This window comes from uncultured Thioclava sp., from assembly GCF_913064665.1.
GTDB classification, from domain to species: domain Bacteria; phylum Pseudomonadota; class Alphaproteobacteria; order Rhodobacterales; family Rhodobacteraceae; genus Thioclava; species Thioclava arctica.
Genome location: NZ_CAJYBT010000004.1, coordinates 1 through 24,312, shown reverse-complemented (window position 1 = coordinate 24,312; position 24,312 = coordinate 1). Strand labels below are relative to the sequence as shown.

The following is a 24,312-nucleotide window of genomic DNA, read 5'->3' as shown; positions in this document are numbered from 1 at the left end:
CCTGAAAAACATGTTAGAGACGGACCAAGAAGCCAAGCAGGACGAAATGAAACGATGTCACTCTGGGAATATGCAAACCCCGTAAAATTCATGAAAACCTCGGGTTTTCTGTTGCCTTGGATCGTGGGATTGGCGGCGATCACCTTGGTGACGGGGCTGATCTGGGGATATTTCTTTGTGCCTGCGGCTGAAAATTTTGGCGGGTCAGTCAAGGTGATCTATGTCCATGTGCCCGCCGCGATGATGGCGATCAATATCTGGGGGATGATGTTGGTCACCTCGTTGATCTGGCTGATCCGGCGCCACCATGTCAGCGCGCTGGCCGCCAAGGCTGCGGCCCCGATCGGGGCGGTGATGACGTTGATTGCGCTGATCACCGGGGCGGTCTGGGGCCAGCCGATGTGGGGGACGTGGTGGGAATGGGACCCGCGGCTGACCTCGTTCCTGATCCTGTTCCTGTTCTACTTGGGCTATATCGCGCTTTGGGCGGCGGTCGAGGACCCCGATACGGCGGCCGATCTGACCAGCGTTCTGAGCCTCGTGGGCGCGGTCTTTGCGGCGCTCTCGCGCTATGCGGCGAATTTCTGGAACCAAGGGCTGCATCAGGGCGCGACGCTGTCGCTGGATAAGGAACAGCATATCGCCGATGTCTATTGGTTCCCGCTTTTGCTGTGCATGGCGGGGTTTGTATTGTTCTTTGTGGCCCTAGTTCTGGTGCGCACCCGCACTGAAATTCGCACGCGCCGTCTGGGCGCATTGCAGCAACGCGAGCGCATGGCATGACCGACACAACCACGACCGGAACCACGATCACCGAGGGCGGTGTCGTCTTGGTGGACGCTTCGACGAAGTCTTACGCCTATACGGTCAATATCGCTTGGGCGGCGACCATCGGCTTGCTGGTGGCGCTGGTTCTGGTGAGCTTGTGGCAAGGGGCGCGCGTCAAGAGAGCGCTCGCTGAGGCCGAGGCACGAAAGGGACGTAAATCCAATGGTTAAGCCGCTGATGTTCATCCCCCCCGTGATCTTTGCAGCACTTGCGGGGATGTTTATCTGGGGGATGCAACGCGAAGATCCCAGCCAATTGCCCACCGTTTTCGCAGGCAAACCCGCGCCGCCCGTGCAGCTCGAACCTCTTGGCGCGTTCGAGCCGTTCACCGATATGGAACTGCGCAATGGCCAAGTGAAGCTGGTGAATTTCTGGGCGTCCTGGTGCGCGCCGTGTCGCGTCGAGCATCCCAATCTTGAGGCACTCTCCAAAGAGGGAATTCCGGTCTACGGCGTCAATTACAAGGATACGCCCTCAAAGGCGTTGGGGTTCTTGTCGCAGATGGGCAATCCCTATTCCGAATTGGGCGCCGATCCCAAAGGTCAGATGGCGCTGAATTGGGGTGTGTATGGGGTGCCGGAAACCTTTGTGGTGGATGGCAAGGGCAAGGTGCTGTTTCGCTTTGCCGGGCCCTTGACCGAGCGGGTGATCGCTACGGAATTGCGCCCATTGCTTGAGGGCAAGACAGCCCCTGCGCAATAAATCGTCTTAGTTCAGGGGCGGATCGCGCGCATCGCCTTGGGGTTGAGGCGCGCCCATTCGGGCCAATATCCCAGCTTGTCGATCACGACGATCGCGATCACGGCAAAGATCACCGCCGCCACGATTTTGACCTGTAACATCGACGGCGGGTGGCGCACCCATCGCGCCATCCGCATCAGCCACGTCATATTCACGCTGCGTCCCCGGTGAAGCGCACCTTGCCAATATAGGGCAGGTTGCGGTTTTTTTGCGCGAAATCAATTCCGTAGCCTACGACGAATTCATCGGGGATTTCAAATCCAGTCCAAGTGGCGCGCACATCAACTTCGCGCCGCGAGGGTTTGTCCAGCAGCGCGCAGCATTCAATCCGGCGCGGTTTGCGTGCGCCCAAAAGACCCATCACATGCTTCAGCGTGAACCCGGTATCGACGATATCCTCGACCACCAGCACATCGCGCCCCTCGATCCCCGCGCGCAGGTCCTTCAAAATCCGCACCTCGCGCGAACTTTGCATGCCGTCGCCATAAGATGACGCTTCGAGGAAATCGACCTCGATGGGCAATTCGATCTCGCGCACCAAATCGGCGATAAACACGAAGGAGCCGCGCAGCAGACCCACCACCACCAGCTTGTCGGTGCCCGCAAAACTTTGCGTAATCTCGCCCGCCAGCTCCTCGACACGCGCGGCGATCTGCTTGGCCGAGATCAGTTGATCAATCACATGGGGACGCTGCGGCATGATGTCGGGCCTTTCGGGCTGGGGCAGGGCTTGCCTTTGCCCCCTGCTTTATCGCATCAAGGGCGCCAAGAAAACGGCCCAATAAACGGAAATGACATGCCGCAGCACCGCGAAAACCGGATCATGCCGTATTCGGCACAGCAGATGTATGATCTGGTAGCCGATGTCGAAAGCTATCCGCAATTTTTGCCATGGAATTCCGCCGCGCGCATTCGGGCGCGCAAACCTCAGCCCGATGGCTCGGAAATTCTAGAGGCGGATCTGGTGATCTCGTTCAAGGTGTTTCGCGAGAAATTCGGTTCGCGTGTGACGTTGTTTCCTCAAACCCACCGGATCGACACCGAATATCTGGACGGGCCGTTTAAATATCTCAAAAGCTATTGGCAGTTCGAAGATAATCCCGAGGGCGGCTGCAAGGTCGCGTTTTTCGTCGATTTCGAGTTCAAGAACCGGATCTTGCAAGGCGTGATCGGCGTCGTGTTCAACGAGGCAATGAACCGTATCGTTAAGGCGTTCGAAACGCGCGCGGCGGCGCTTTATGGGGCGCAGGCGTAATCTTGGCCAGCAAAGTGCTGTGCTAAATCGTATTTTCCAACCGACAGTGTTTCGAGACCACAGTATAATTCCGCCGCATTGTTTCCGCCACTACCGCAATTAGTCACGTTTCCCGGCGCGCCGCGCGTTGTGAATTGACGCTGGACTGAATTCTCAAAGACAGTCAGCGCAATTTTCGGGGGACAAACATATGTTGGGCTTTTTGCTATTTTTGGGGCTCTTGCCTGCGGCTTTCATTCTGAACGACCACTCAAGCCATCACAGCAATTCTGACGAGACCGGCTCTGATGAAAATGGCGACCAACCTGACACCCAGCAGGGCGGGGGTGATTTGCTGGATGACAATCAGGCTTTGCATGGCACCAGCGGCGCGGATTCACTCACCGGAGGGGCGGGCGATGATACGTTGTCGGGCTATGGCGGTAATGACACGTTGCAGGGCAATTCCGGGAACGATCTGCTCTATGGCGGGCCGGGGAACGATCTGCTGCACGGCGGTCTGGGCAATGACACGCTTGATCCCGGTCTTGGGGCCGATAGCGCCTATGGGGATGCGGGAAATGATGTGTTGCGCTCGGGTTCGGATGGTCACGATCTGCTGGATGGCGGGATGGGCAATGACAGTCTGACCGCCAATGGCACGGGAAATACGTTGATCGGGGGGAGCGGCGATGATTGGCTCAACCTCGGCAACGGCGATGGCAATACGGCCGATGGCGGCGCGGGCAATGATAATATTCGCTTTGAGCCGGGTACGGGTTTCTCCGATCAACTGGGCGAGCAGGCCTCGATTGATGGCGGCACCGGGGCGGACACGATCTCGTCGATCTCGCAGGCGCATGTCGATCTGGGGCAGGGTGCGGATAGCACGGTTGCGGGCGATGGTGCGGCCGATGTGCTTAACGTGACGCCGGTGTTTTACCAAGGCGCCGATGCGGCCCAACATGACAGCACGGTCATGACGGTCGATGATTTTGAGCCCGGTCTCGATCAGCTACATCTTGACGGCGTGGCAGATGCGGGCGTCGCCGCGCATGACGATGGCAACGACCTTGTGCTGACCTCGCAGGGTCAGCCGATTGTGCGCTTGACCGGGCTTGCGGGCACCGATCTTGCCGATATCTATCCAAACGCACCCACAGCGGCCAATGCCACGGGTTACAGCGCTGAGACGAGCGCTTCGGGGCAGGATTTGTGGGGCGGCTTTGGCGGTGACACGCTAGGTGCGAGTTATGATAGCAGCACGCTGTTTGGTCAGGGCGGAAACGATCTGCTGACAAGCGCGGGGCATAATACCCTTGATGGTGGCAGCGGCGATGATGTGTTGAGCGGCGTGCAGGGCGTTGGCAATGACCAATTAAGTGGCGGCGCAGGCGATGACACGTTGTTTTCAGGCGGCGCAAGCACGCTGGACGGCGGCAAGGGCGATGATCTGCTTTTTGCCACAAGCGGCGATACGGTCACGACCGGAGAGGGCAATGATCTGGTCGCGCTGACCAATGTGGCGTCTGGGGACGACGCGACGACAATCACCGATTTCACTCTCGGCGCGGATCGGATCGCGCTTGACAATCATCAGGCCGATACTCAGATCGCGCTGCATGATGACGGGACCGATTTGACGCTGAACTCGGATGGCACGGCCATTGCTGTGCTAAAGGGTCTTGGCGGCAAAGGGGTGAGCTTGGGCGATGTCATGGATCACGGCGCGACAGCGGGCGATGATTCGATCTCGAGTGCAGATTCCCCTGCGGGATCCGCCTCTGCGCACCGCCTCATGGGTCTTCAAGGCAATGACACCTTAAGCGGAGACTCGGGCTATGACACGCTGCTGGGCGGCTTGGGCAATGACAGCCTTGTAGGCGCGGATGGCAACGACATCTTGAATGGTCAGGATGGCGCGGACACGCTTTCGGGTGGCGCTGGCGATGACACGCTGTATGGCGGCGCGGGCAATGACAGCCTTGATGGTGGCACGGGCAACGATAGTCTCGTTGGAGGGGGTGGCAGTGATACGCTGAACGGCGATGACGGCAATGATACGCTGGTCGCGCTCGACCCGACCAACGCCAGCGATCTGAACGGCGGGGCGGGGGATGACACATTGGCCGCGGCGGGCAATGCCACGCTTAGCGGGGGGGCGGACAAAGATGAATTCGTCGTCTTCGACAACAGCCATGTCACGATTTCCGATTTTCAGGATGGTGAGAGGATCCAACTCGATGTTCTCAACCCATCGGGGGTCGGCGGGACGCCGTCTTCGGTTCCCGTGACCCAACAGCTCAGCAGCGCGGGCTTGACGATTTCCGCCAATGGCGATCAGGTCGCGTTCTTGCCCGGCATGACACGGGTGCTAACGAATAGTGAATTGCCCCAAGCCTATGGCTGAGATTGGGCGGCGCGCAGCAATAGCCCCAGTGCGTGATCGCGCGCCGCTTGGCGCACCTGCGCGCGCCCCAAGGCTCCGAATTCCACGGTTTCAGCGGTGACGGGCGCGCCTGTCATCGCCAGCGCGAAACAGACGCGGCCTTCGGGCTTGTGCTCGGACCCGCCGGGGCCTGCGATGCCGGTGATGGACACGGCGATTTGCGCGTGTGACTGGGACAGCGCGCCTGCGGCCATCTCGCGCGCCACAGGTTCAGAGACCGCGCCATAGGCCTCTAGCGTGGCCTCGTTGACCCCCAACATCTCGCGCTTGGCGGCATTGGTATAGGTGACAAAGCCGCGCTCGACCACGGCGGACGACCCGGCGATATCGGTCAACGCGGCGGCGACCATGCCGCCGGTGCAGCTTTCGGCGGTGGCCACCATCAGCCCGCGCGACTTGCAGGCCTCCAGCACTTCGCGCGCAAGGCTCATTGCATCATCCCCAAGAAGACGACGTGATAAAGCCCCGCGAGAATGATCGTGACGATGCCGGCAAACACGCCCGCCCACAGATCATCCAGCATCACGCCTTTGGCGTCGTGGCGGCGATCCGCGCGCCCGACCAGCCACGGCTTCCAGATGTCAAACAGGCGAAAGCACAGGAATGCCGCGACGGGGCCGGGCCAGACCATCGACATGTCGCGCATCCAAAACCCCATTGCCGGGAACAGCAACGTCAGCCACATGCCGGCAACCTCGTCGATCACGATTTCGGAGGGGTCCTCGCCGGGGCGATCCTTTAGCTCGGCCCCAACCGACCAGAAGCCAAGCGCCGTGACGGCGACAAAGGCGATCACGAGCGGGATGAAACCGAGGTAATGCTCGATCGCCCAGCCCACCAGCACAGCCGCCAACGAGCCCCACGTGCCCGGTGCCGGGCGCAACAGGCCGACGTAAAAGACGGTATTGATGAGTTTCAACATGGGGTTACTCCGCAATCAATGTGGCTGTGGCAATCGCCGCGATGCCTTCTTCGCGCCCGGTGAAGCCCAGACGCTCGGATGTGGTGGCCTTGACCGAGATCCGCCCCGGCTCCAGCCCGATGATGCGCGCCAGTTCCTGCGCCATCGCGCTGGCATGCGGGCCGATCTTGGGCTGCTCGCAGATCAATGTCACATCAACATTGCCAATCCGAAAGCCGCGCGCCTCGGCCAGTTTTGCTGCGTGATCAAGGAAAATTTCCGACGCAGCGCCTTTCCATTCTGGGTCCGAGGGCGGGAAGTGACGCCCGATATCGCCCTCGGCCAGCGCGCCATAAATCGCGTCCGTCAAGGCATGCATCCCGACATCCGCGTCAGAATGCCCCTTGAGCTTGCGCGAATGGGGCACACGTACGCCGCAGAGAATGACGTGTTCGCCCTCCTCGAACGCATGCACATCATAGCCATGGCCCAGTCGAATATCCATTTATGCCCCCAATAGCCGTTCTGCCCGCGCGAAATCGCTGGGATAGGTGATTTTCAGATTGTCTTCGCTGCCCGGTGTGATCGCAACGCCAACACCGGCTGCGCGCACCACTTCGACATCATCGGCCGCACCGCCGGGATGGGCGCGATGCGCGGATAAAATCGTATCAAAATCAAATCCCTGCGGGGTCTGCGCACGCCATAGATTGGTGCGATCTTGGGTGCCCGTGACCGCGCCGTTTGACCCAATCCACAACGCATCGCTCACCGCAAGCGCGGGAGCGGCGGCGCGATGGGTGTCAAGCGCGCTCAACACGCCTTCGATCACCTCGGGGCTGACCAGCGGACGCGCTCCATCGTGGATTAGCACGCGCGTCACGCCCGAGCCCTCAAGCATCTCCAAAGCATTGCGCACCGAGGCATCCCGCGTCTGCCCCCCTGCGCATAGCACGACTGAGCCGCCAAACAGCGCCACACCGCGCGCCATATCCTCGGGATGCAGCACCACGATGATCCGTCCAACACCTTCAAAGCGCGCAACCGTATGGGCCAGCACGGGCTGCCCCGCCAGCAACTGCCATTGCTTGGGTGCATCGCCGCCCGCGCGCGTGCCCCGTCCTGCGGCCACGATGATAACGGCTGTGTCCATGCGCCCCCCGTTTCTTCGCCACAGGCTTAGGCCATGGGGCGAAGCGGTGCAATATTTGCCCGTCGCGGCGTGATCCGCCTTGAGAAACAGGATTTCTGGACTATTTTGATTAAAAATTAGGCATATGCCAATTTTGCCGCCGTAATTTGCGCTAGTAAATTGTGAAACCTTGGTCAAAAGCGTAGCCATAACCAAAGAGAAACAGGAAGACTCGTGCAAACTGCTTTGTCACTTGGCCAAACCACCCTTGATCCGCCTGTGCTGTTGGCGCCAATGGCGGGAATCACCGATCTGCCGTTTCGTCGGATCGTGGCGCGCTTTGGCGCGGGGCTTGTCGTGTCGGAAATGGTCGCCTCGGGGGAGATGATCACGAAAATCCCCTCGGTGCGGGCTAAGGCACGTGTCGAGCTGGGGCTGGATTTGCCCACATCGGTGCAGCTTGCCGGGCGTGAAGCCGCGCCAATGGCGCAGGCGGCAAAACTGGTCGCCGATATGGGCGCGCGTATCATCGACATCAATATGGGCTGCCCGGCCAAAAAGGTGACGGGCGGGGCCTCGGGGTCGGCGCTGATGCGTGATCCTGACCACGCATTGCGCCTGATTGAGGCGACGGTGAAGGCGGTCGATTTGCCGGTGACGCTCAAGATGCGGCTGGGCTGGGATGATGACAGCCACAATGCGCCGCTGATTGCGCGCCGGGCCGAGGCCGCTGGCGTGCAGATGATCGTGGTGCATGGGCGCACGCGGATGCAGTTTTACAAAGGGGCTGCCGATTGGGAGGCGATCGCGGCGACCCGCGCCGCCGTCTCGATCCCGGTGATTGCCAATGGCGATGTCGTGGATGCGGCGTCTGCGCGCACGGCGCTTGCGCAGTCGGGCGCAGCGGGCGTGATGGTCGGGCGCGGGGCACAAGGCGCGCCGTGGCGTCTGGCCGAGATCGCGCATGAAATTTATGGCACGCCTGCGCCAATCGTGCCCACGGGGAACGCATTAAGTGATCTTATATCAGAGCATTACGAGTCGATCTTAAGTTTCTACGGGCGTGATCTTGGCCTGCGTCTCGCGCGCAAGCATCTGGGCTGGTATGCCGATGTCGCGCAGGCACCGTTGCGCGCCCAGATGATGATCAGCGCCACGCCAGAGGCCACGCTTGGGCTGATCGCGCGCGCATTTGGCGAAAGGATTGCAGCATGAGCCTGCCTGCTCCCGGTGTCATCTGGAACTCACTGCCCACGCCCGCGCTTTTGATCGATGGGCAGGATCGCGTCTCGGAAGTAAACCCCGCCGCCGAGCTGTTCCTCAACATCTCGGCCAAATCCCTGCGCGGGCAGGCGATTGGCGAGCGGTTGGCGATTTCCGCGCCGCTGGAAGAGATTTTCGCGCGTGTCCGCTCCAATCGCGCCTCGCTTTTCGTCAATGATGTCGAGGTATCGACCGGGGAGAAAGCTCCGGTGCAATGCAATCTGCAAGCCGCCCCGGTAGGTGAAGAGCTTGACCGCGTGTTGTTGGTAATTGAGCCGCGCGAGCTGGCGGACCGCTTGGGACGCGCGAGTATGGTGAAATCGGCGGCGCGCTCGGCGATCGGGATGGCGGAAATGCTGGCCCATGAGATCAAGAACCCTTTGGCGGGAATTGCCGGGGCGGCGCAGCTAATCAGCATGAACTTAAGCGGAGAAGATCTTGAACTCACAGACTTAATTGTCGACGAGACGCGGCGTATCGTGAAGCTGCTTGAACAGGTTGAGCAATTTGGCAATGTGCGCCCGCCCGAGCGCAAGCACGTCAATCTTCATGACGTTCTGGAACGCGCGCGCAAATCGGCCACGGTCGGGTTTGGCGCGCATATGCGGATCGACGAAGACTACGACCCCTCGCTGCCCGCCACCTATGGCGATGCTGATCAGCTCACTCAGGTGTTCTTGAATTTGCTTAAGAACGCGGCGCAAGCCTCTGATGGTGGTGGAAAAATCAAGATACGCACCTTTTATGAACACAGCCTGCGCCTGCGCCGGGCCGATGGCTCGGGGCAACCTTTGCCGCTTCAGGTCGAAATCATCGACGATGGCCCCGGCATCCCGCCCTCTATCGCCAATGAAGTTTTCGAGCCCTTTGTCTCGGGGCGCGAGAATGGCACCGGTTTGGGGCTGGCGCTGGTGTCCAAGATTATCTCGGAACATGACGGCTGGGTCAGTCTTGATTCTGTGCCCGGCAAAACCCGTTTTCGTATTTCCCTGCCAGTTGCGCCGAAGGAGAGTTAAGCCATGGACGGCACTGTACTTGTCGCCGATGACGACCGCACGATCCGCACCGTTTTGACCCAAGCTTTAACACGAGCGGGCTGCAAGGTGCATGCCACGGCCTCGCTTGTCACGCTGATGCGTTGGATCGAAGAGGGCAAGGGCGATCTGGTGATCTCGGATGTGATGATGCCCGATGGCAATGGCCTTGAGGCGTTGCCGCGTATCGCGCGCGAACGTCCCGGATTGCCGGTGATCGTGATCTCGGCGCAAAACACCATCATGACCGCGATTCAGGCCGCCGAAGCCGACGCCTATGACTATTTGCCCAAGCCCTTCGATCTGCCCGATTTGATGAAGCGCGCGCAAAAGGCACTGGAACAGAAACGCCGTGTCACCCAAGTGGTGGCCAAGACAGGCGAGGGTCTATCCGGCGACAAGGGCGATCTGCCACTTGTCGGGCGCACGGCGGCGATGCAAGAGCTGTATCGACTGGTTGCCCGGGTGATGAATGCTGATCTGGCGGTGTTGATCGTAGGCGAAAGTGGCACCGGCAAGTCCCTGATCGCGCGTGCTATTCACGACTTTTCTGATCGGCGCAGCTTGCCCTTTATCGTAGCGCAGGCGGGTGATTTGCAGGGCGCCGAGGGGCCCGCGACATTGCTTGCGCGTGCCAAGGGTGGCTCGCTCGTCTTTGATGAGGTGGGCGATTATGACGAGGATACTCAGGCGCGGATCGTGCGAATGCTGGATGCGCTGCCTGACCCCGCGCCGCGGATCATGGCCACCACGCAAAGCGATCTGTCGGCTTTGATGGAGGCGGGCCGGTTCCGCCAAGATCTGTTCTACCGTTTGGGCGGCGTGACACTGGCGGTGCCGAGCCTGCGCGAACGCGTCGAGGATATTCCGCTTTTGGCCGAACATTTCCTGAGCCGCGCCGAGCGCGACGGTTTGGGGACGCGTCGCTTTACCCATGATGCGCTGCAACTGGTGCGCGCCTATTCCTGGCCCGGCAATGTGCGCCAGCTCGAAAATACGATCCGCCGTCTGACCGTGACCTCGCCCGAAGACGAGATCACCCGCGCCGAGGTCGAATTTGTGCTCGGGAATCAGCCCGCGATCGAGCCGCTGCGCCAAGGGGGCGAGGGCGAAAAGCTCTCTGCTTCAATCGGGCGTCACCTGCGTCGCTATTTCGATCTGCATGGGGGGAATTTGCCGCCTCCGGGTCTTTATGATCGGATTCTCAAAGAGATGGAGGCCCCTTTGCTGGAAATCGCCTTGGACGCGACAGGGGGCAATCAGGCCAGATGTGCTGATCTTCTTGGCATCAACCGCAATACCTTGCGAAAAAAGATCACCGATCTGGATATTCAGGTGACACGGCGCCGCAAACTGATGTAAACCCGCAACAGGGGGCTGTGGCTTTTTCGTCTGGACGGATTTGTCACGCTCTGTGTCAAGGGGGCATCAGTGCAAGGCAGCACGGCATATCGTTCAGGCTGGGATCGATTGGCGCGTTTTCGCCGCCAACGGCGAGTGCGCAACATCGTAACCTTTGGATTGGTGGTGCTGGGCCCGGCACTGGCCATCGCGACCTTTGTGGTGCTTGGTCCGTTGGGGCAGGGTGCCGATAGCACGGCGTTGCGTCTGATCCTGCTGGCCGATTTCGTCTATTTCCTGCTGCTCGCCGGGCTGATTATGATGCGGCTGGCGCAAATCATCGCGGCGAAACGCGCGCGCTCGGCCGGGTCGCGACTGACCTTGCGGTTGACGGGGGTGTTTGCCGGGATCGCCTTGGTGCCCACGGTCTTGGTAGCGCTGTTTGCCGGTTTGACGGTGAATATCGGGCTTGAGGGCTGGTTTTCAGATCGTGTGCGCTCGGTTGTCGGCACGTCTTTGCAAGCGGCGGAGGCTTATCAAAGCGAGCATAAACAAGACCTTGTGTTGGATGTACGCGCGCTGGCGGCGTTTTTGAACCTGCGCCGTCAAGCCTCGACCTTTATGTCGGATGGAGAACTGCGCGAATTGCTGATCTCGGGTCAGACGCGCATTCAGCGCGGCGTCAAAGAGGCCTATGTGATCGACGGCACCGGCAAGATCGTGGCGCGCGGCGATCGCTCTTATTTGTTTGATTACGAAGAACCCGCGCCCAAAGACCTTGTCGAGGCGCAAAAGGGCGAGACCGTGCTGATCGAGGACTGGTCGAACTCGGAATTGCGCGGCTTGATCCGGCTGAATGCGTTTGTGGATCGCTATTTGTATATCTCGCGCAAAGTGGACGGGAAAATCCTGTCGCTTCTGGATCAAACACGCGAAACTGTGTCATTATATCAACAGCTTGAAAGCGCGCGTGGCCGGGTCATCTTTGAATTCGGGCTGGTTTATTTCGGCTTTGCATTGATCTTGATTTTGGCGGCGATCTGGATGGGGCTGTGGTTTGCCGAGCGGCTGTCGCGCCCGATTGGGCGGCTTGCGGCGGCGGCGGAACGCATTGGCGCGGGCGATCTGGATGCACGCGTCATCGAGGCTGAGGGCGATGATGAGATTGCAACGTTGGGGCATAGTTTCAACCGCATGACCAGCCAGCTTAAGGGGCAGCGCGCCGCGCTGATGGAAAGCCATCGCGAGACCGAAGAAAGCCGGCGACTGTTTGACTCTGTGTTGTCCTCGGTGACCTCGGGCGTGATCGGGCTGGATGCCGAGGGGCGCGTCGATTTCGTCAACCGCGCCGCGATGCAGCTTTTGGCGCTTGATCCAAGCCAAGTGCATTCGCAGGAAATTTCTAAAGTCGTTCCGGAATTCACAAGTCTTTACAATCGCTTGCACGACTCTTTCCAAGAGGCCGTGCAAGAGGAAATCCGGGTCTCGCGCGATGCGCGTTTGGAAAGTCTGTTGGTGCGCATGGCCGTGCGGCGCAATGATGAGGGCGCGCCCGAGGGCTATGTTGTCGCCTTTGAGGATGTGACCGAACTGGTCTCGGCGCAGCGCATGGCGGCGTGGGGCGATGTGGCGCGTCGGATTGCTCATGAGATCAAGAATCCGCTGACTCCGATCCAGCTGTCAGCCGAGCGCATCAAGCGCAAATTCAGCAAGCTCACGACGGGCGAAGATACCGAGGTTCTCGAAAGCCTCACGGGCGTTATTGTACGCCAGACCAATGACTTGCGCCGCATTGTTGATGAGTTTTCGCGCTTTGCCAGAATGCCCGAACCAGACCGTGCCGATCACGACCTTGCGCAACTCTTGCGCGATGCGGCCACCTTGCAGCAAGATTCGCTGCATGGGGCGAGATTGGTTTCGAACATTCCCGACACGCCCGTAATCGTAGAACTTGATGCAACCATGATTTCTCAAGCTGTGACAAATCTAATTAAGAACGCCGGAGAAGCGATTGAATCATATGTTGAAAAAGGCGCGCCGGATGGGTTTGAACCAGAGGTTCGCGTAGCGATGACGGCCACGCCAGAACTGGTCACCATTCAAATTGCCGATAACGGTCTGGGCCTGCCGCCTGACCGTGCGCGCCTGTTTGAGCCTTACGTCACGACACGTGCGAAAGGCACAGGACTGGGCCTTCCCATCGTCAAAAAGATCATCGAGGAACATGGCGGGACGCTGACACTCAGCGACGCGCCTGCCTTCAGCAGTGGGGCGCATCACGGTGCGCTTGCCGAAATCCGTTTGCCACGCGCCCGCGCGGCACATCGGGCCATCAAGGAGAGGGGCGAGCCCCCCGGAGACGTGACATGAGCGACATCCTGATCGTCGACGACGAAAAAGACATCCGCGAATTGATTGCTGACATCCTGCGAGACGAAGGCTTTCAGACGCGCATGGCGGCCAATTCCAATGAATGCATGGATGAGATCAACGCCCGTGAACCGGCGCTGATGATCCTCGATATCTGGCTGAAAGACAGCAAGATGGACGGGATCGACATTCTTAAGACCGTCAAGCGGGATAACCCCGACGTGCCGGTGATCATCATTTCCGGCCATGGCAATATTGAAATCGCGGTCGCCGCGATCAAGCAAGGCGCGTATGATTTCATCGAAAAGCCCTTTAATATCGACCAGTTGATGGTGGTGATCGGGCGCGCGATGGAAACGGCGCGGCTGCGGCGGGAGAACTCGACGCTCAAGCGGCGCGATATCGGCTCAGGCGAGATGATCGGGGAGGCGGCTGCGTTCCGGCGTCTGCGCGAGCAGCTTGATAAGGTCACCAAGTCGAACGGGCGGGTAATGCTGTCAGGCGAGCCGGGCTCGGGCAAGGAAATGGCGGCGCGGTTCATTCACCAGAATTCGACGCGCGCGGCTGGCCCGTTTGTCACGGTCAATTCTGCCTCGATTGAACCTGACCGCATGGAAGAAGTTTTGTTTGGGCGCGAAACGCTTGAGCGTGGCGTGGAAAAAGGTCTGCTGGAGCAGGCCCATGGTGGCGTGATCTATTTCGACGAGGTGGCCGAGATGCCGCCGGGCACGCAATCCAAGATTTTGCGCGTGCTCACCGAGCAGCAATTCATGCGGGTCGGGGGCGCGGATAAGGTGCGCGTGGATCTGCGTGTGATCAGTTCGACCACGCGCGATCTGACGGGTATGATCCGGGCCGGGCATTTCCGCCAAGAGCTGTATGATCGTCTGAACGTGGTGCCAATTGAAGTGCCCGCGCTCAGCGAGCGTCGTGAGGATGTGCCGCTGCTCGCGCATCATTTCGTGCGGAGTTTCAACGAAACGCAAGGCTTGCCACTGCGCGAAATCTCGGACGAGGCGGGGGCGTTGATGCAAACGATGGAATGGCCCGGCAACATTCGCCAGCTGCGCAACGTCATTGAGCGCGTGCTGATCCTGGGCGAGGGGGCGGGCCCGATTGACGCGCGCGAACTCCCCGGCCAATCGGCCCCCGCTGAAGAGGGGCGTGTTGTCTTGGGGGGCGCTCTGGCCACCTTGCCGCTGCGCGAGGCGCGCGAGCTGTTTGAGCGCGAATATCTGCTCACCCAGATCAACCGGTTTGGCGGCAATATCTCCCGCACCGCGAATTTCGTCGGGATGGAGCGATCCGCCCTGCACCGCAAGCTCAAGACACTGGGGGTTGTGACGTCCAACAAAGCGGGCGCGCGCGTGGCCCATGTCGAAGATGACGACGAGGGGTGAGGCGCGCCAAAGGCGTTGCGCCCCCCTTTGGTGGGCGCAACGCAGCGCAAATAAGGGTGTTTAGGCTTTATTAGGGTCGGATCTCGTCTTGGAAATTCTGACCTCTTTGGGTTGGGGATAGACCAGCCCGGCCGAGATGATCAGCTTGGCGGCGTCTTCGACCGACATATCCAGATAGGTGACTTGCGATTGCGGCACGAACAGCAAGAACCCCGAGGTCGGGTTTGGCGTGGTGGGCAAAAACACCGAGATCAGCGGATCATCGGCCTCGGCCAGACCTGCCACTTCGCCCTTGGCATTTGACGAGACAAAGGCAATCGCCTTGAGCCCTTGGCGAGGGTATTCGATCACGCAGGCGCGGTCGAATTTCGCCTCTGATTGGCTGAGCACCGTTTCCGCAATCTGTTTCAGCCCGCTATAAACCGTGCGCACCAAAGGCAGGCGATTGACCACGCTTTCGCCGATCCGCAGGAAGGTGCGCCCGAAGAAACCCTTGGCCAGCCAGCCCACGATCACTGTGAAAATCAGGAAAATCAGAACGCCGATGCCGCGCACATTGACGCCGATATAATGCTCGGGGCGCATTTCCTGGGGCACCAGTGGCAGCACCCAGCCATCGACCCAACCTGCCATCGTCCACATCAGCCAGATCGTCAGGCCAATCGGTGCGACCACGATCAGCCCGGTAAAGAACGACGCGCGCAGCGCCGCGAAGCGCGAGCGACGACGCGGGGGGAGCGTTTCATCAGAATGGGTCATGGGCCGCCTTTGCGCCTGAGGTCTGCGGGGGTATTTATGCAGCCATACCGGTCAGGGCAATGGCCGCAGATCTAGCGGCGCTTGGATCGCGCGATTTCGCCTGCGATTTGCGCGCCCAAGCGGGCATTGTTCAAAACAAGGGCGATATTGGCGTCGAGCGAGCGTCCCTCGGTCAGCTCGAAGATCCGTGACAGCAGGAAGGGCGTGACCGCTTTGGCCGCGATCCCTTGGGATTTTGCCTCTGCCAAAGCCGCCTCGATCACCGGCACGATTTCCTCGCGCGCAATTTCGGCCTCGGGGGGGATCGGATTGGCGATCAGCTGCCCGCCGGGCAGGCCAAGGCGCGCGCGCATCAAATGCGATGCGGCGATTTCGGCGGCACTATCGGCGCGCAATGGCGCGGGTAGACCCGAGCTGCGCGACCAGAAGGCGGGGAAGTCATCTTGCCCATAGGCAATCACCGGAACGCCATGGGTTTCCAGAACTTCCAGCGTTTTCGGAATGTCCAGAATGGCCTTGGCCCCTGCCGCCACCACGCTCACCGGGGTTGCACCCAGTTCCAGCAGATCGGCGGAAATGTCAAAGCTGTCCTCGGCGCCGCGATGCACGCCACCAATGCCGCCCGTCGCAAACACATCAATCCCGGCGAGATGGGCGCAGATCATCGTGGCAGCCACCGTGGTCGCCCCGGTCGCGCGTTTGGCCAGACACATCGCCAGATCGGCACGGCTGACTTTCATCGCGTCACGGGTCTGGGCAAGACGCTCTAACAGGTCAGGATCAAGCCCGATATGAATTGCACCATCCATCAGCGCGATCGTGGCGGGCACAGCGCCAGATGCACGCACCTCGGCCTCCACCGCCTGCGCGGTTTGCAGGTTTTGCGGATAGGGCATGCCATGGGTGATGATCGTGGATTCCAGCGCCACAACGGGCTGGCCTGCATCAAGGGCGGCGCGCAGCTCGGGGGTAAAGATCAAGGGGAGGGTCATGTCGCAAGTTCTCCGGAAACATAGCGGGCAGCTGCGATCAGCGCATGCTCCAGCGCCTTATCGCGCGAACTGCCGCGCCGTTCAGCCACCAGATGGGCGGCCATGAAAGTATCGCCAGCGCCCGTCACACGGGTCACAAGCACGGCAGGCGGAGCCGAGGCGATCACATCGCCCCCAGTGGCGCAGCCATCCGCCGCCGCGCGTCCGCCATCGGTCACCAGAACGCGGCGCGCACCGCGTGCCAACAGCCCTTCGGCGGCCTCATGCGCGCTTTTGAAATTGCGCTGGCACAGAATGCCCGCCTCTTCGAGATTGACGTAAAGCGTGGCGCGGGGATGGGCGAGCAGGGGCGTCAGACGTTCCGCCTTGCCGGGGCTGGCGGGGGCGACGCGGAGATCGGATTTCGCGAAAAGCGGTGAATGCGCGATTTGCGACAGTAGCGCCTCGGTCAGGTTGCCATCGAGCGCGACCGGACCCTCCCATGGGGCCTCAACCGTGCCAAGGCGCCCATCCGAAAGCGGCGTCAAAATCTTGTCGCCAGCGGCCTCAAGGCTATGGGCATCCGCAATCGCAGCGATCAGCCCGTTCGCGCCTTCAATCGCCATATAGCGGTCGGTGGGCAGGTCATCTGATCGGTAAAGATAGTCGCAATCCACGCCCAGAACCCGCGCCGTCTCGATCAGGTCATTGCCCTGACTGTCGCGCCCCAGCGCCGTCAAAATCGCCGGGCGCAGACCAAAGCGGCGCAGTGTCATCGCGATGTTCATTGCCACGCCACCGGGCAGGCGCTCGATCCGGCCGGGCACGTCCGAGCCCAGATGCATATGGAGCGAGCTGCGCCCGATAATGTCCCACAGGACCGAGCCGATGCAGAGGATGTCAGGGGGTGATTCACGCATGCCCCTTGGTGGCCCGAGACGGGGCAGGGCGCAAGGGGTCGGGCGCGGCTTTGCCACCGCGCCCGCGCCTTTTTCAGCTTTCAAACCATGCGGCAGCGTTCGGCCCCAACACCAGCTTTCCCCCGCTCAAGGTCGCGGCTTGCGAGGGGTCGGTTAGCGTGCCTGCGGGGGCGTCGATGGTGACCGGATCGGGGCCAAGGTTGAACAGGCAGGTAAGGCTTTGTTCAGGCGCGATGCGCGTGAAGCCAAGGATCGGCTCGGGCAGGTCAAGAAAGACACTGCGGCCGTTTGACAGCGCCGCCGAGCCCTTGCGAAATGCAATTGCGGCGCGGTAATGGGCCAACACGCTGCTCGGATCGCCCTCTTGCGTGCTAAGCGCGCGTGCGGCTTGTGGCGGCTTTACGGGCAACCACGGCTTGACGGTGGAAAACCCGGCATGCGCGCTGGCGTCCCACACCATCGGCGTGCGACAGCCATCGCGGCCCTTGTTTTCGGGCCAAAACCGCAGACCGGGCGGGTCGGTCAACTCGCTATAGTCCAGCTCGGTCTCGGTCTGGCCCAGTTCTTCGCCCTGATAAATCCCGATCGTGCCTTGGAACGACACCAGCATCGAAATCGCCAGTTTCGCAACCGCATCCTGCGTGCCGTATTTGGCCCAGCGCGTCACATGGCGCTGCACATCATGGTTGGAGAATGACCAGCTTGGCCAGCCATCGGGCGCACCCTTGAAGAACCCCTCAATCCTTGAGCGGGAATGCTCGGGCGTGAATTTTGGCCCCAGCATGTCGAAACTATAGGCCATGTGCAGCCGGGTCGTGCCCGATGTGTACTCCTCCATGATGCCAAGCGCGCGATGGGGGGCCTCGCCGACCTCGCCAACGAGCGTGCGCGCCTCGAACTGATCCATCAGCGCGCGCATCCGTTCCAGAAACGCCAGATTCTCGGGGCGGTTTTTGTCGAACGCGTGATCCTGCATGTCATAGGTCGAGAGCGGCGGCCAACGTTCTGGGTCAGGTGACATCGCGGGATTGTCGCGCAGTTCGGGGTCGTGGAAATAGTAGTTCACCGTATCAAGTCGGAACCCGTCCACCCCGCGTTCCAGCCAGAAGCGCAGCACATCAAGTAGTTCATCTTGCACCGCGGGATTGTGCAGGTTCAGGTCGGGTTGCGAAATCAGGAAATTATGCAGGTAATATTGCCCGCGCTCGGGCGCATATTCCCAAGCCGATCCGCCAAAGACCGACTGCCAGTTATTGGGCGGGGAACCGTCGGGTTTGGGATCGGCCCAGACATACCAATCCGCCTTCGCGCCGCTTTTCTTGGACTCCTTGAACCAAGGATGCTGATCCGAGCTATGCGAGATCACCTGATCGATGATCACCTTCAGCCCCAGATCATGGGCGCGCGCCACCAGCGCGTCGAAATCGGCCAGAGTGCCGAATTGCGGGTCAACATCGCGGTAATTGGACACGTCATAGCCCATATCGGCCATCGGCGAGGTAAAGAACGGCGATAGCCAGATCGCATCCACGCCAAGGCTCGCCACATGATCGAGGCGGCGCGTGATGCCAGCCAGATCGCCAATGCCATCTCCGGAATCGTCTTGAAAGCTGCGGGGGTAGATCTGATAGATCACCGCGCCGCGCCACCATTCCTTGTTCATATCGCGCTCCTGATTCATAGGTTTTGCCTGTTCTTGCACCAAGTTTAGATTTGTTAGCGCAAACGGCAACCGCTATAGCGTTGTTTTGCTCCGCTCGCTTGACCTTATTGGGGGCGATGCCCATCAATCAATCGAGATCAAGCTTTCGGAGATTGCGCCCGTGAATGACAGCCAAATGCCCAGCGTTGAAACCATACGCGACGAGATTTTGCATCATCTGACCTATTCGATGGGCAAGGATGCAGATCATGCTTCGGTGTATGACTGGCGTATGGCGTTGAGTTTGGCGCTGCGCGACCGGGTGGTTGCGCCCTGGTTTGCCGCGACGCGCAAAACTTGGGAGCAGGGCCGCAAGCGCGTCTATTACCTGTCGATGGAGTTTTTGATCGGGCGGATGCTTGAAGATGCCGCGATCAATCTGGGTCTGCGCGCAACCTGTCGCAGCGCGATCGAGGGCTTGGGGCTGGATTGGTATGAGGTCATTGAAAACGAACCCGATGCGGCGCTTGGCAATGGCGGGTTGGGGCGACTGGCGGCGTGCTATATGGAAAGCATGGCGAGCCTTGGGTGCCCGGGCTATGGCTATGGCATCCGCTACGAGCACGGGTTGTTCAAGCAGCGCTTTGAGGGTGGCCAGCAGGTTGAGACGCCCGAAGATTGGCTCAAACAGCGCCACCCTTGGGAGTTCGAACGCCCCGAAAGCGCCTATGTGATTGGCTTCAAGGGCCATGTCGAAACGGTAGATGGCAAGACCCATTGGGTGCCCGGCGAAACAGTGCTGGCCGAGGCCTATGACATGCCGGTGATCGGCTGGGAGGGCAAATGGGCCAATACGTTGCGGCTCTGGTCGGCCAAGCCCACCGAGATGTTCGATCTGGCGCGGTTCAATCATGGCGATTATGCTGCTGCCGCCGAGCCCGAGGCGCTTGCGCGCACGCTCAGCCGAGTGCTTTATCCTGATGATACGACCTTTGCGGGCAAGGAATTGCGCCTCAAGCAGGAGTATTTCCTGACCGCCGCCGCGCTGCAAGACATCCTGCGCCGCCATCTTGCTGCGGGCTTGGCGCTGACCGATCTGCCCGAGCATGTCGCGATCCAGATGAACGACACCCATCCCGCGATTGCCGGGCCGGAACTGATCCGACTGCTCTGCGATGAGCATGGGATGGAGTTCACGCAATCCATTGAAATCACCGTTCAATGTCTGGGATATACCAACCATACCTTGCTGCCCGAGGCGCTGGAACATTGGGCGACCTATCTGATGGGCACTGTGCTGCCGCGCCATATGCAAATCATTGAAAAGATTGATAGCTGGCATCGGCGCAACCATCCCAATCGGCCCCATTATGTGGGCATCGTCAAACACCAAGAGGTGCGGATGGGTGAGCTGGCCTTTATCACCTCGCATAAGGTGAACGGGGTGTCGGCGCTACACACCGAACTGATCAAGAAAAACCTGTTTCCCGAGCTGAATAAACTGCATCCCGGACGCATCATCAACCAGACCAACGGCATCACGCCGCGCCGTTGGTTGCGCATGGCCAACCCCGCGCTGTCGCATCTGATCATCGACACCATTGGCGAGGGCTGGGAGGGCGATCTGGACCGGCTGCGCGAGTTGGAACCCTTTATCGAGGACTCCGCGTTTCTCGATAAATTCATGGCCGCCAAACGCACCAACAAGGAACATCTGGCCGCCTGGATCGCGCAAAGCGAAGGGATCACGGTCAACCCGGATGCAATTTTCGACATTCAGGTCAAACGCTTGCATGAATATAAGCGGCAGTTGATGAACATCTTGCAGACTATCGGCGAATGGCACGAGATGCGCGAGAACCCGCAGGTTGACTATCAACCGCGCGTCAAGATTTTCGGCGGCAAGGCGGCGCCGGGTTATTTTGCGGCCAAGCAGATCATCCGTCTGATCAAGGACGCGGCCGAGGTGATCAACAATGACCCGCTGATCGGGGATCGCCTGAAAATTGTCTATCCGGCCAATTACAACGTCTCGATGGCGGAGCGCCTGATCCCGGCGGCGGATTTGTCGGAACAGATCTCGACCGCGGGCAAGGAAGCCTCGGGCACGGGGAATATGAAATTCGCGCTCAACGGGGCGCTCACCCTTGGCACGCTGGATGGCGCAAACGTGGAAATTCGGGAACAGGTGGGGGCGGAGAACTTTTTCCTCTTTGGCCTGACCGCCGATGAGGTGATAGAGCGTCGCCGCGACCCCGAACATGCCCGCCACGCCATTCTGGACAGCCCGCTTTTGCAGGACGTATTGCAGATGATTGCCGAGGGGCGCTTTTCCAAGGATGAGCCGGAACGCTATCACGATCTGGTTCATAATATGTGGAATAGCGACTACTTCCTCGTCGCCTCGGACTTCGAAGCCTACCGGTCGTCTCAGAAAGAAGTGGACGTGGCCTTTGGTGATCGCGCAAGCTGGGCAAAGATGGCTGCCCTCAATACGGCGCGCATGGGGTTTTTCTCATCGGACCGGGCGATTGCGGGCTATATGAAAGATATCTGGGACGCGAAATCTGCCCTTTAGGCGATCGTTCGCGCCCCGGCGAAGGAGCGATATGGCGCTGATTGATCGTGCGACCGCCGAAGCCTTGACTGAAGGGCTCCATCCTGACCCGTTTTCGGTTCTGGGGGTGCATGATGGACAATTAGTCGCCTTCGTGCCCGGTGCCACGCGGGTCTGGGCCTTGGGCAAGCACGAAGAAGAATTGACCCAGATCCTGCCCGATGTCTTTGCCACAAGCTGGAGCAACGGTCCCTATCGCCTGCGCGCCAGCAATGACATGGCAACATGGGATTTCGACGATCCCTACAGCTTCCCGCCCGTTCTGGGGGAAATCGACGAATATCTGATCGGCGAGGGCACGCATAAGCGGCTTTGGGAAAAGCTGGGCGCGCATACCATCACCCATTGCGGTGTCGAGGGGGTGCATTTCGCGCTTTGGGCACCCAATGCGCGCCGCGTTTCGGTCGTCGGGGATTTCAATTTTTGGGACGGGCGGCGTCATCAAATGCGCCGTCTCGGAAAGACCGGGGTTTGGGAGATTTTCGTTCCCGGACTGCATGAAGGGGCGCTGTATAAATACGAGTTGCTCGATACAGAGGGGCGGTTACTGCCGCTGAAATCCGATCCGCTGGGCTTTGGGGCCGAGCACCCGCCCGCACAGGCCTCGGTCGTGCGCAAGCTGGGGCTGCATCATTTTGGCGACGGCGCCTGGATCAAGCAACGCGCCGCACGCCATGAACGCCACGCGCCGATCTCAATCTACGAGGTGCATCTGGGGAGTTGGGTGCGGATCTGGGACGAGGGCGGCAGACCGCTTAGCTATCATGAGTTGGCCAAAAAGCTGATCGATTACGTCTGTGACATGGGATTTACCCATATCGAGCTGCTACCGATCACCGAATTTCCCTTTGACGGGTCTTGGGGCTATCAGCCGATCGGGTTGTATGCGCCCACGATCCGCCATGGCCGCCCCGAAGAATTTGCTGAATTGGTGGACGCCGCGCATCGCCGGGGTGTCGGGGTGATCCTTGATTGGGTGCCCGGCCATTTCCCGACCGATGCCCATGGGTTGCAGAAATTCGATGGCACGGCTCTGTATGAACATGCCGATCCCAAAGAAGGGTTTCATCAGGACTGGAACACCCTGATCTATAATTACGGGCGGCGCGAGGTTTCGAATTTCTTGCTTGCTAACGCATTGTTCTGGCTAGAGGAATATCACCTAGACGGGCTGCGCGTGGATGCGGTGGCCTCGATGCTGTATCGTGATTACTCCCGCGAGCCCGGTGAATGGGTGCCCAATAAGGATGGCGGGCGCGAAAACCTTGAGGCGATCGAGTTCCTCAAGGCGATGAATGCGGCCTCTTATGGCGGGGCCGAGGGGATCATGACCGTGGCCGAGGAAAGCACAGCCTTTCCCGGTGTCACGCGCCCCGTGCATGAGGGCGGGCTTGGCTTTGGCTATAAGTGGAACATGGGCTGGATGAACGACACTCTGCGCTATTTCGCGCGTGAGCCGGTGCATCGCAAGTTCCACCACAACGAACTTACCTTCGCATCTTCATACACTTACAGCGAAAACTTCATCCTTCCGATCAGCCATGACGAGGTGGTGCATGGCAAGGGTTCTATGCTGGGCAAAATGCCGGGCAATGAGGCCGAGAAATACGCCAATCTGCGGGCCTTTTACGCGTTCCAATGGGCGCATCCGGGTAAGAAGTTGTTGTTCATGGGGCAGGAATTCGGCCAATGGTCGGAATGGAGCCATGAGCGCGAGCTGGATTGGTATTTACTTGATGATCCAAGCCATGCGGGCCTGCGCAATCTGGTGCGCGATCTCAACCGCCTTTATCGCGACACGCCCGCGCTGCATTGGGGGGATTGCGACCCGCAGGGCTTTGCCTGGATCGAGGCGGATGACGCCGAAAACTCGGTCTTTGTGTTTGAGCGCCGCGCCCCCGGAGCGCCCCCCGTCGTTGTGGTTGCCAACCTGACGCCGATGGATCGCACCTATCGCATCGGCCTGCCGCAGAGCGGCGAGTGGGTCGAGTTGCTCAACACGAATTCCGCGCATTACGGCGGCGAGAACTGGGGCAATCTGGGCTATATCACCGCTCAGGATCAGCCCCATTCGAACCGCGATCACAGCGCAGAAGTGTATTTGCCGCCGCTCTCGGTTGTGATGTTCACGCCCGGTTGAGCGCTTTCAGGGAGGGGAGAGAATGCTACCACAACCCAATACACGCCTTAGCGCGCAGGCGATGGCCTTTGTGCTGGCGGGCGGGCGCGGGAGTCGCCTGAAAGAGCTGACAGACCGGCGCGCAAAACCGGCGGTCTATTTCGGCGGCAAGACCCGGATCATTGATTTCGCGCTCTCCAATGCGCTGAATTCCGGCATTCGGAAAATGGCGATTGCGACGCAATACAAGGCCCATTCGCTGATCCGCCACGTCCAGCGCGGCTGGAACTTCTTTCGCGCAGAACGCAATGAATATCTTGATATATTGCCCGCAAGTCAGCGCGTCGCTGATAGCAGATGGTATTCTGGAACGGCCGATGCCGTGGCGCAAAATATTGATATTATTGATGATTATGGCGTGAAATTTGTCGTCATTCTGGCCGGCGATCATATCTACAAGATGGATTATGAGATCATGCTGCGCGAGCATGTCGATACTGGTGCCGATGTCACCATCGGCTGCCTGACCGTGCCGCGCGATGAGGCGACAGCCTTTGGAGTGATGGCGATCGATAAAAGCGGGCAGGTGAC

Annotated in this window: 23 protein-coding genes; 13 read left to right on the top strand and 10 right to left on the bottom strand. The window is 60.0% G+C overall.

Annotation, left to right across the window (positions count from 1 at the left end):
- Positions 1–54 precede the first annotated feature (54 nt).
- The 3 genes from QZ571_RS02410 to QZ571_RS02400 are packed head-to-tail and all read left to right on the top strand — an operon-like array spanning position 55 to position 1,530.
- Positions 55–783 carry a heme ABC transporter permease gene (locus QZ571_RS02410; protein WP_295531159.1) on the top strand — a complete coding sequence of 243 codons (729 nt, stop codon included), beginning with the start codon at positions 55–57 and terminating at the stop codon, positions 781–783.
- Complete coding sequence (gene ccmD, locus QZ571_RS02405; RefSeq protein WP_295531156.1) at positions 780–998, top strand: heme exporter protein CcmD; 219 nt, start codon at positions 780–782, stop codon at positions 996–998. Before QZ571_RS02410 ends, ccmD begins: the two co-directional genes overlap by 4 nt.
- The gene (locus QZ571_RS02400) at positions 991–1,530 is read left to right on the top strand and encodes a DsbE family thiol:disulfide interchange protein (protein ID WP_295531153.1); all 540 of its coding nucleotides are present in this window, start codon (positions 991–993) and stop codon (positions 1,528–1,530) included. Before ccmD ends, QZ571_RS02400 begins: the two co-directional genes overlap by 8 nt.
- 11 nt (positions 1,531–1,541) lie before the next feature.
- Here the strand turns inward: QZ571_RS02400 and QZ571_RS02395 are convergent, their stop codons facing one another.
- Both QZ571_RS02395 and hpt read right to left on the bottom strand, forming a co-directional pair.
- The gene (locus tag QZ571_RS02395; protein ID WP_295531151.1) at positions 1,542–1,718 is read right to left on the bottom strand and encodes a hypothetical protein; all 177 of its coding nucleotides are present in this window, start codon (positions 1,716–1,718) and stop codon (positions 1,542–1,544) included.
- Positions 1,719–1,720: 2 nt separating this feature from the next.
- A complete protein-coding gene (hpt, locus tag QZ571_RS02390; protein ID WP_295531148.1) occupies positions 1,721–2,269 on the bottom strand; it encodes a hypoxanthine phosphoribosyltransferase in 549 nt (182 codons plus the stop codon).
- 96 nt (positions 2,270–2,365) lie between these two features.
- Between hpt and QZ571_RS02385 the strand changes: the two genes are divergently transcribed.
- Both QZ571_RS02385 and QZ571_RS02380 read left to right on the top strand, forming a co-directional pair.
- Positions 2,366–2,824, top strand: coding sequence for a type II toxin-antitoxin system RatA family toxin (locus QZ571_RS02385; protein WP_295531145.1), 459 nt, complete (start codon positions 2,366–2,368; stop codon positions 2,822–2,824).
- 190 nt (positions 2,825–3,014) lie between these two features.
- The gene (locus QZ571_RS02380) at positions 3,015–5,213 is read left to right on the top strand and encodes a calcium-binding protein (protein WP_295531142.1); all 2,199 of its coding nucleotides are present in this window, start codon (positions 3,015–3,017) and stop codon (positions 5,211–5,213) included.
- Here the strand turns inward: QZ571_RS02380 and QZ571_RS02375 are convergent.
- The 4 genes from QZ571_RS02375 to ispD are packed head-to-tail and all read right to left on the bottom strand — an operon-like array spanning position 5,204 to position 7,306.
- Positions 5,204–5,683 carry a CinA family protein gene (locus tag QZ571_RS02375; protein ID WP_295531139.1) on the bottom strand — a complete coding sequence of 160 codons (480 nt, stop codon included), beginning with the start codon at positions 5,681–5,683 and terminating at the stop codon, positions 5,204–5,206. The two genes, QZ571_RS02380 and QZ571_RS02375, sit on opposite strands and share 10 nt — an antisense overlap.
- The gene (locus tag QZ571_RS02370) at positions 5,680–6,174 is read right to left on the bottom strand and encodes a phosphatidylglycerophosphatase A (RefSeq protein WP_295531137.1); all 495 of its coding nucleotides are present in this window, start codon (positions 6,172–6,174) and stop codon (positions 5,680–5,682) included. Before QZ571_RS02370 ends, QZ571_RS02375 begins: the two co-directional genes overlap by 4 nt.
- A 4-nt stretch (positions 6,175–6,178) precedes the next feature.
- Positions 6,179–6,658 carry a 2-C-methyl-D-erythritol 2,4-cyclodiphosphate synthase gene (gene ispF, locus QZ571_RS02365; protein WP_295531134.1) on the bottom strand — a complete coding sequence of 160 codons (480 nt, stop codon included), beginning with the start codon at positions 6,656–6,658 and terminating at the stop codon, positions 6,179–6,181.
- Positions 6,659–7,306: a 2-C-methyl-D-erythritol 4-phosphate cytidylyltransferase gene (ispD, locus tag QZ571_RS02360; RefSeq protein WP_295531131.1), complete on the bottom strand. Its 648-nt coding sequence runs from the start codon at positions 7,304–7,306 to the stop codon at positions 6,659–6,661.
- A gap of 213 nt (positions 7,307–7,519) precedes the next feature.
- On the opposite strand from ispD, the gene dusB reads away from it, so the two are divergent.
- From dusB to QZ571_RS02335, 5 genes are all read left to right on the top strand, one after another.
- Positions 7,520–8,500 carry a tRNA dihydrouridine synthase DusB gene (gene dusB / locus QZ571_RS02355; protein ID WP_295531129.1) on the top strand — a complete coding sequence of 327 codons (981 nt, stop codon included), beginning with the start codon at positions 7,520–7,522 and terminating at the stop codon, positions 8,498–8,500.
- Positions 8,497–9,564 carry an ATP-binding protein gene (locus QZ571_RS02350; RefSeq protein WP_295531126.1) on the top strand — a complete coding sequence of 356 codons (1,068 nt, stop codon included), beginning with the start codon at positions 8,497–8,499 and terminating at the stop codon, positions 9,562–9,564. Before dusB ends, QZ571_RS02350 begins: the two co-directional genes overlap by 4 nt.
- A 3-nt stretch (positions 9,565–9,567) precedes the next feature.
- Entirely contained in the window at positions 9,568–10,944 is a 1,377-nt protein-coding gene (locus QZ571_RS02345; RefSeq protein ID WP_295531124.1) for a response regulator, read from the top strand.
- Between the two features lie 135 nt (positions 10,945–11,079).
- Entirely contained in the window at positions 11,080–13,293 is a 2,214-nt protein-coding gene (locus tag QZ571_RS02340) for a PAS domain-containing sensor histidine kinase (RefSeq protein WP_295531122.1), read from the top strand.
- A complete protein-coding gene (locus QZ571_RS02335) occupies positions 13,290–14,693 on the top strand; it encodes a sigma-54 dependent transcriptional regulator (protein ID WP_295531119.1) in 1,404 nt (467 codons plus the stop codon). Before QZ571_RS02340 ends, QZ571_RS02335 begins: the two co-directional genes overlap by 4 nt.
- Before the next feature lie 60 nt (positions 14,694–14,753).
- Here QZ571_RS02335 and QZ571_RS02330 read toward each other — a convergent pair whose 3' ends face one another.
- From QZ571_RS02330 to QZ571_RS02315, 4 genes are all read right to left on the bottom strand, one after another.
- A complete protein-coding gene (locus QZ571_RS02330) occupies positions 14,754–15,452 on the bottom strand; it encodes a DUF502 domain-containing protein (protein ID WP_295531116.1) in 699 nt (232 codons plus the stop codon).
- Between the two features lie 71 nt (positions 15,453–15,523).
- Complete coding sequence (locus tag QZ571_RS02325; RefSeq protein ID WP_295531112.1) at positions 15,524–16,444, bottom strand: pseudouridine-5'-phosphate glycosidase; 921 nt, start codon at positions 16,442–16,444, stop codon at positions 15,524–15,526.
- Positions 16,441–17,343: a PfkB family carbohydrate kinase gene (locus QZ571_RS02320; protein WP_295531109.1), complete on the bottom strand. Its 903-nt coding sequence runs from the start codon at positions 17,341–17,343 to the stop codon at positions 16,441–16,443. The genes QZ571_RS02325 and QZ571_RS02320 overlap by 4 nt, the downstream gene beginning before the upstream one ends.
- 73 nt (positions 17,344–17,416) lie before the next feature.
- Entirely contained in the window at positions 17,417–19,006 is a 1,590-nt protein-coding gene (locus QZ571_RS02315) for an alpha-glucosidase (RefSeq protein WP_295531106.1), read from the bottom strand.
- A gap of 175 nt (positions 19,007–19,181) precedes the next feature.
- On the opposite strand from QZ571_RS02315, the gene QZ571_RS02310 reads away from it, so the two are divergent.
- The 3 genes from QZ571_RS02310 to QZ571_RS02300 all read left to right on the top strand — a co-directional run.
- Entirely contained in the window at positions 19,182–21,563 is a 2,382-nt protein-coding gene (locus tag QZ571_RS02310) for a glycogen/starch/alpha-glucan phosphorylase (RefSeq protein ID WP_295531103.1), read from the top strand.
- Between the two features lie 31 nt (positions 21,564–21,594).
- Positions 21,595–23,742, top strand: a complete 2,148-nt coding sequence (gene glgB, locus QZ571_RS02305) for a 1,4-alpha-glucan branching protein GlgB (RefSeq protein ID WP_295531100.1) — start codon at positions 21,595–21,597, stop codon at positions 23,740–23,742.
- A gap of 22 nt (positions 23,743–23,764) precedes the next feature.
- A partial coding sequence (locus QZ571_RS02300; RefSeq protein WP_295531098.1) for a sugar phosphate nucleotidyltransferase occupies positions 23,765–24,312 on the top strand: 548 nt, incomplete at its 3' end.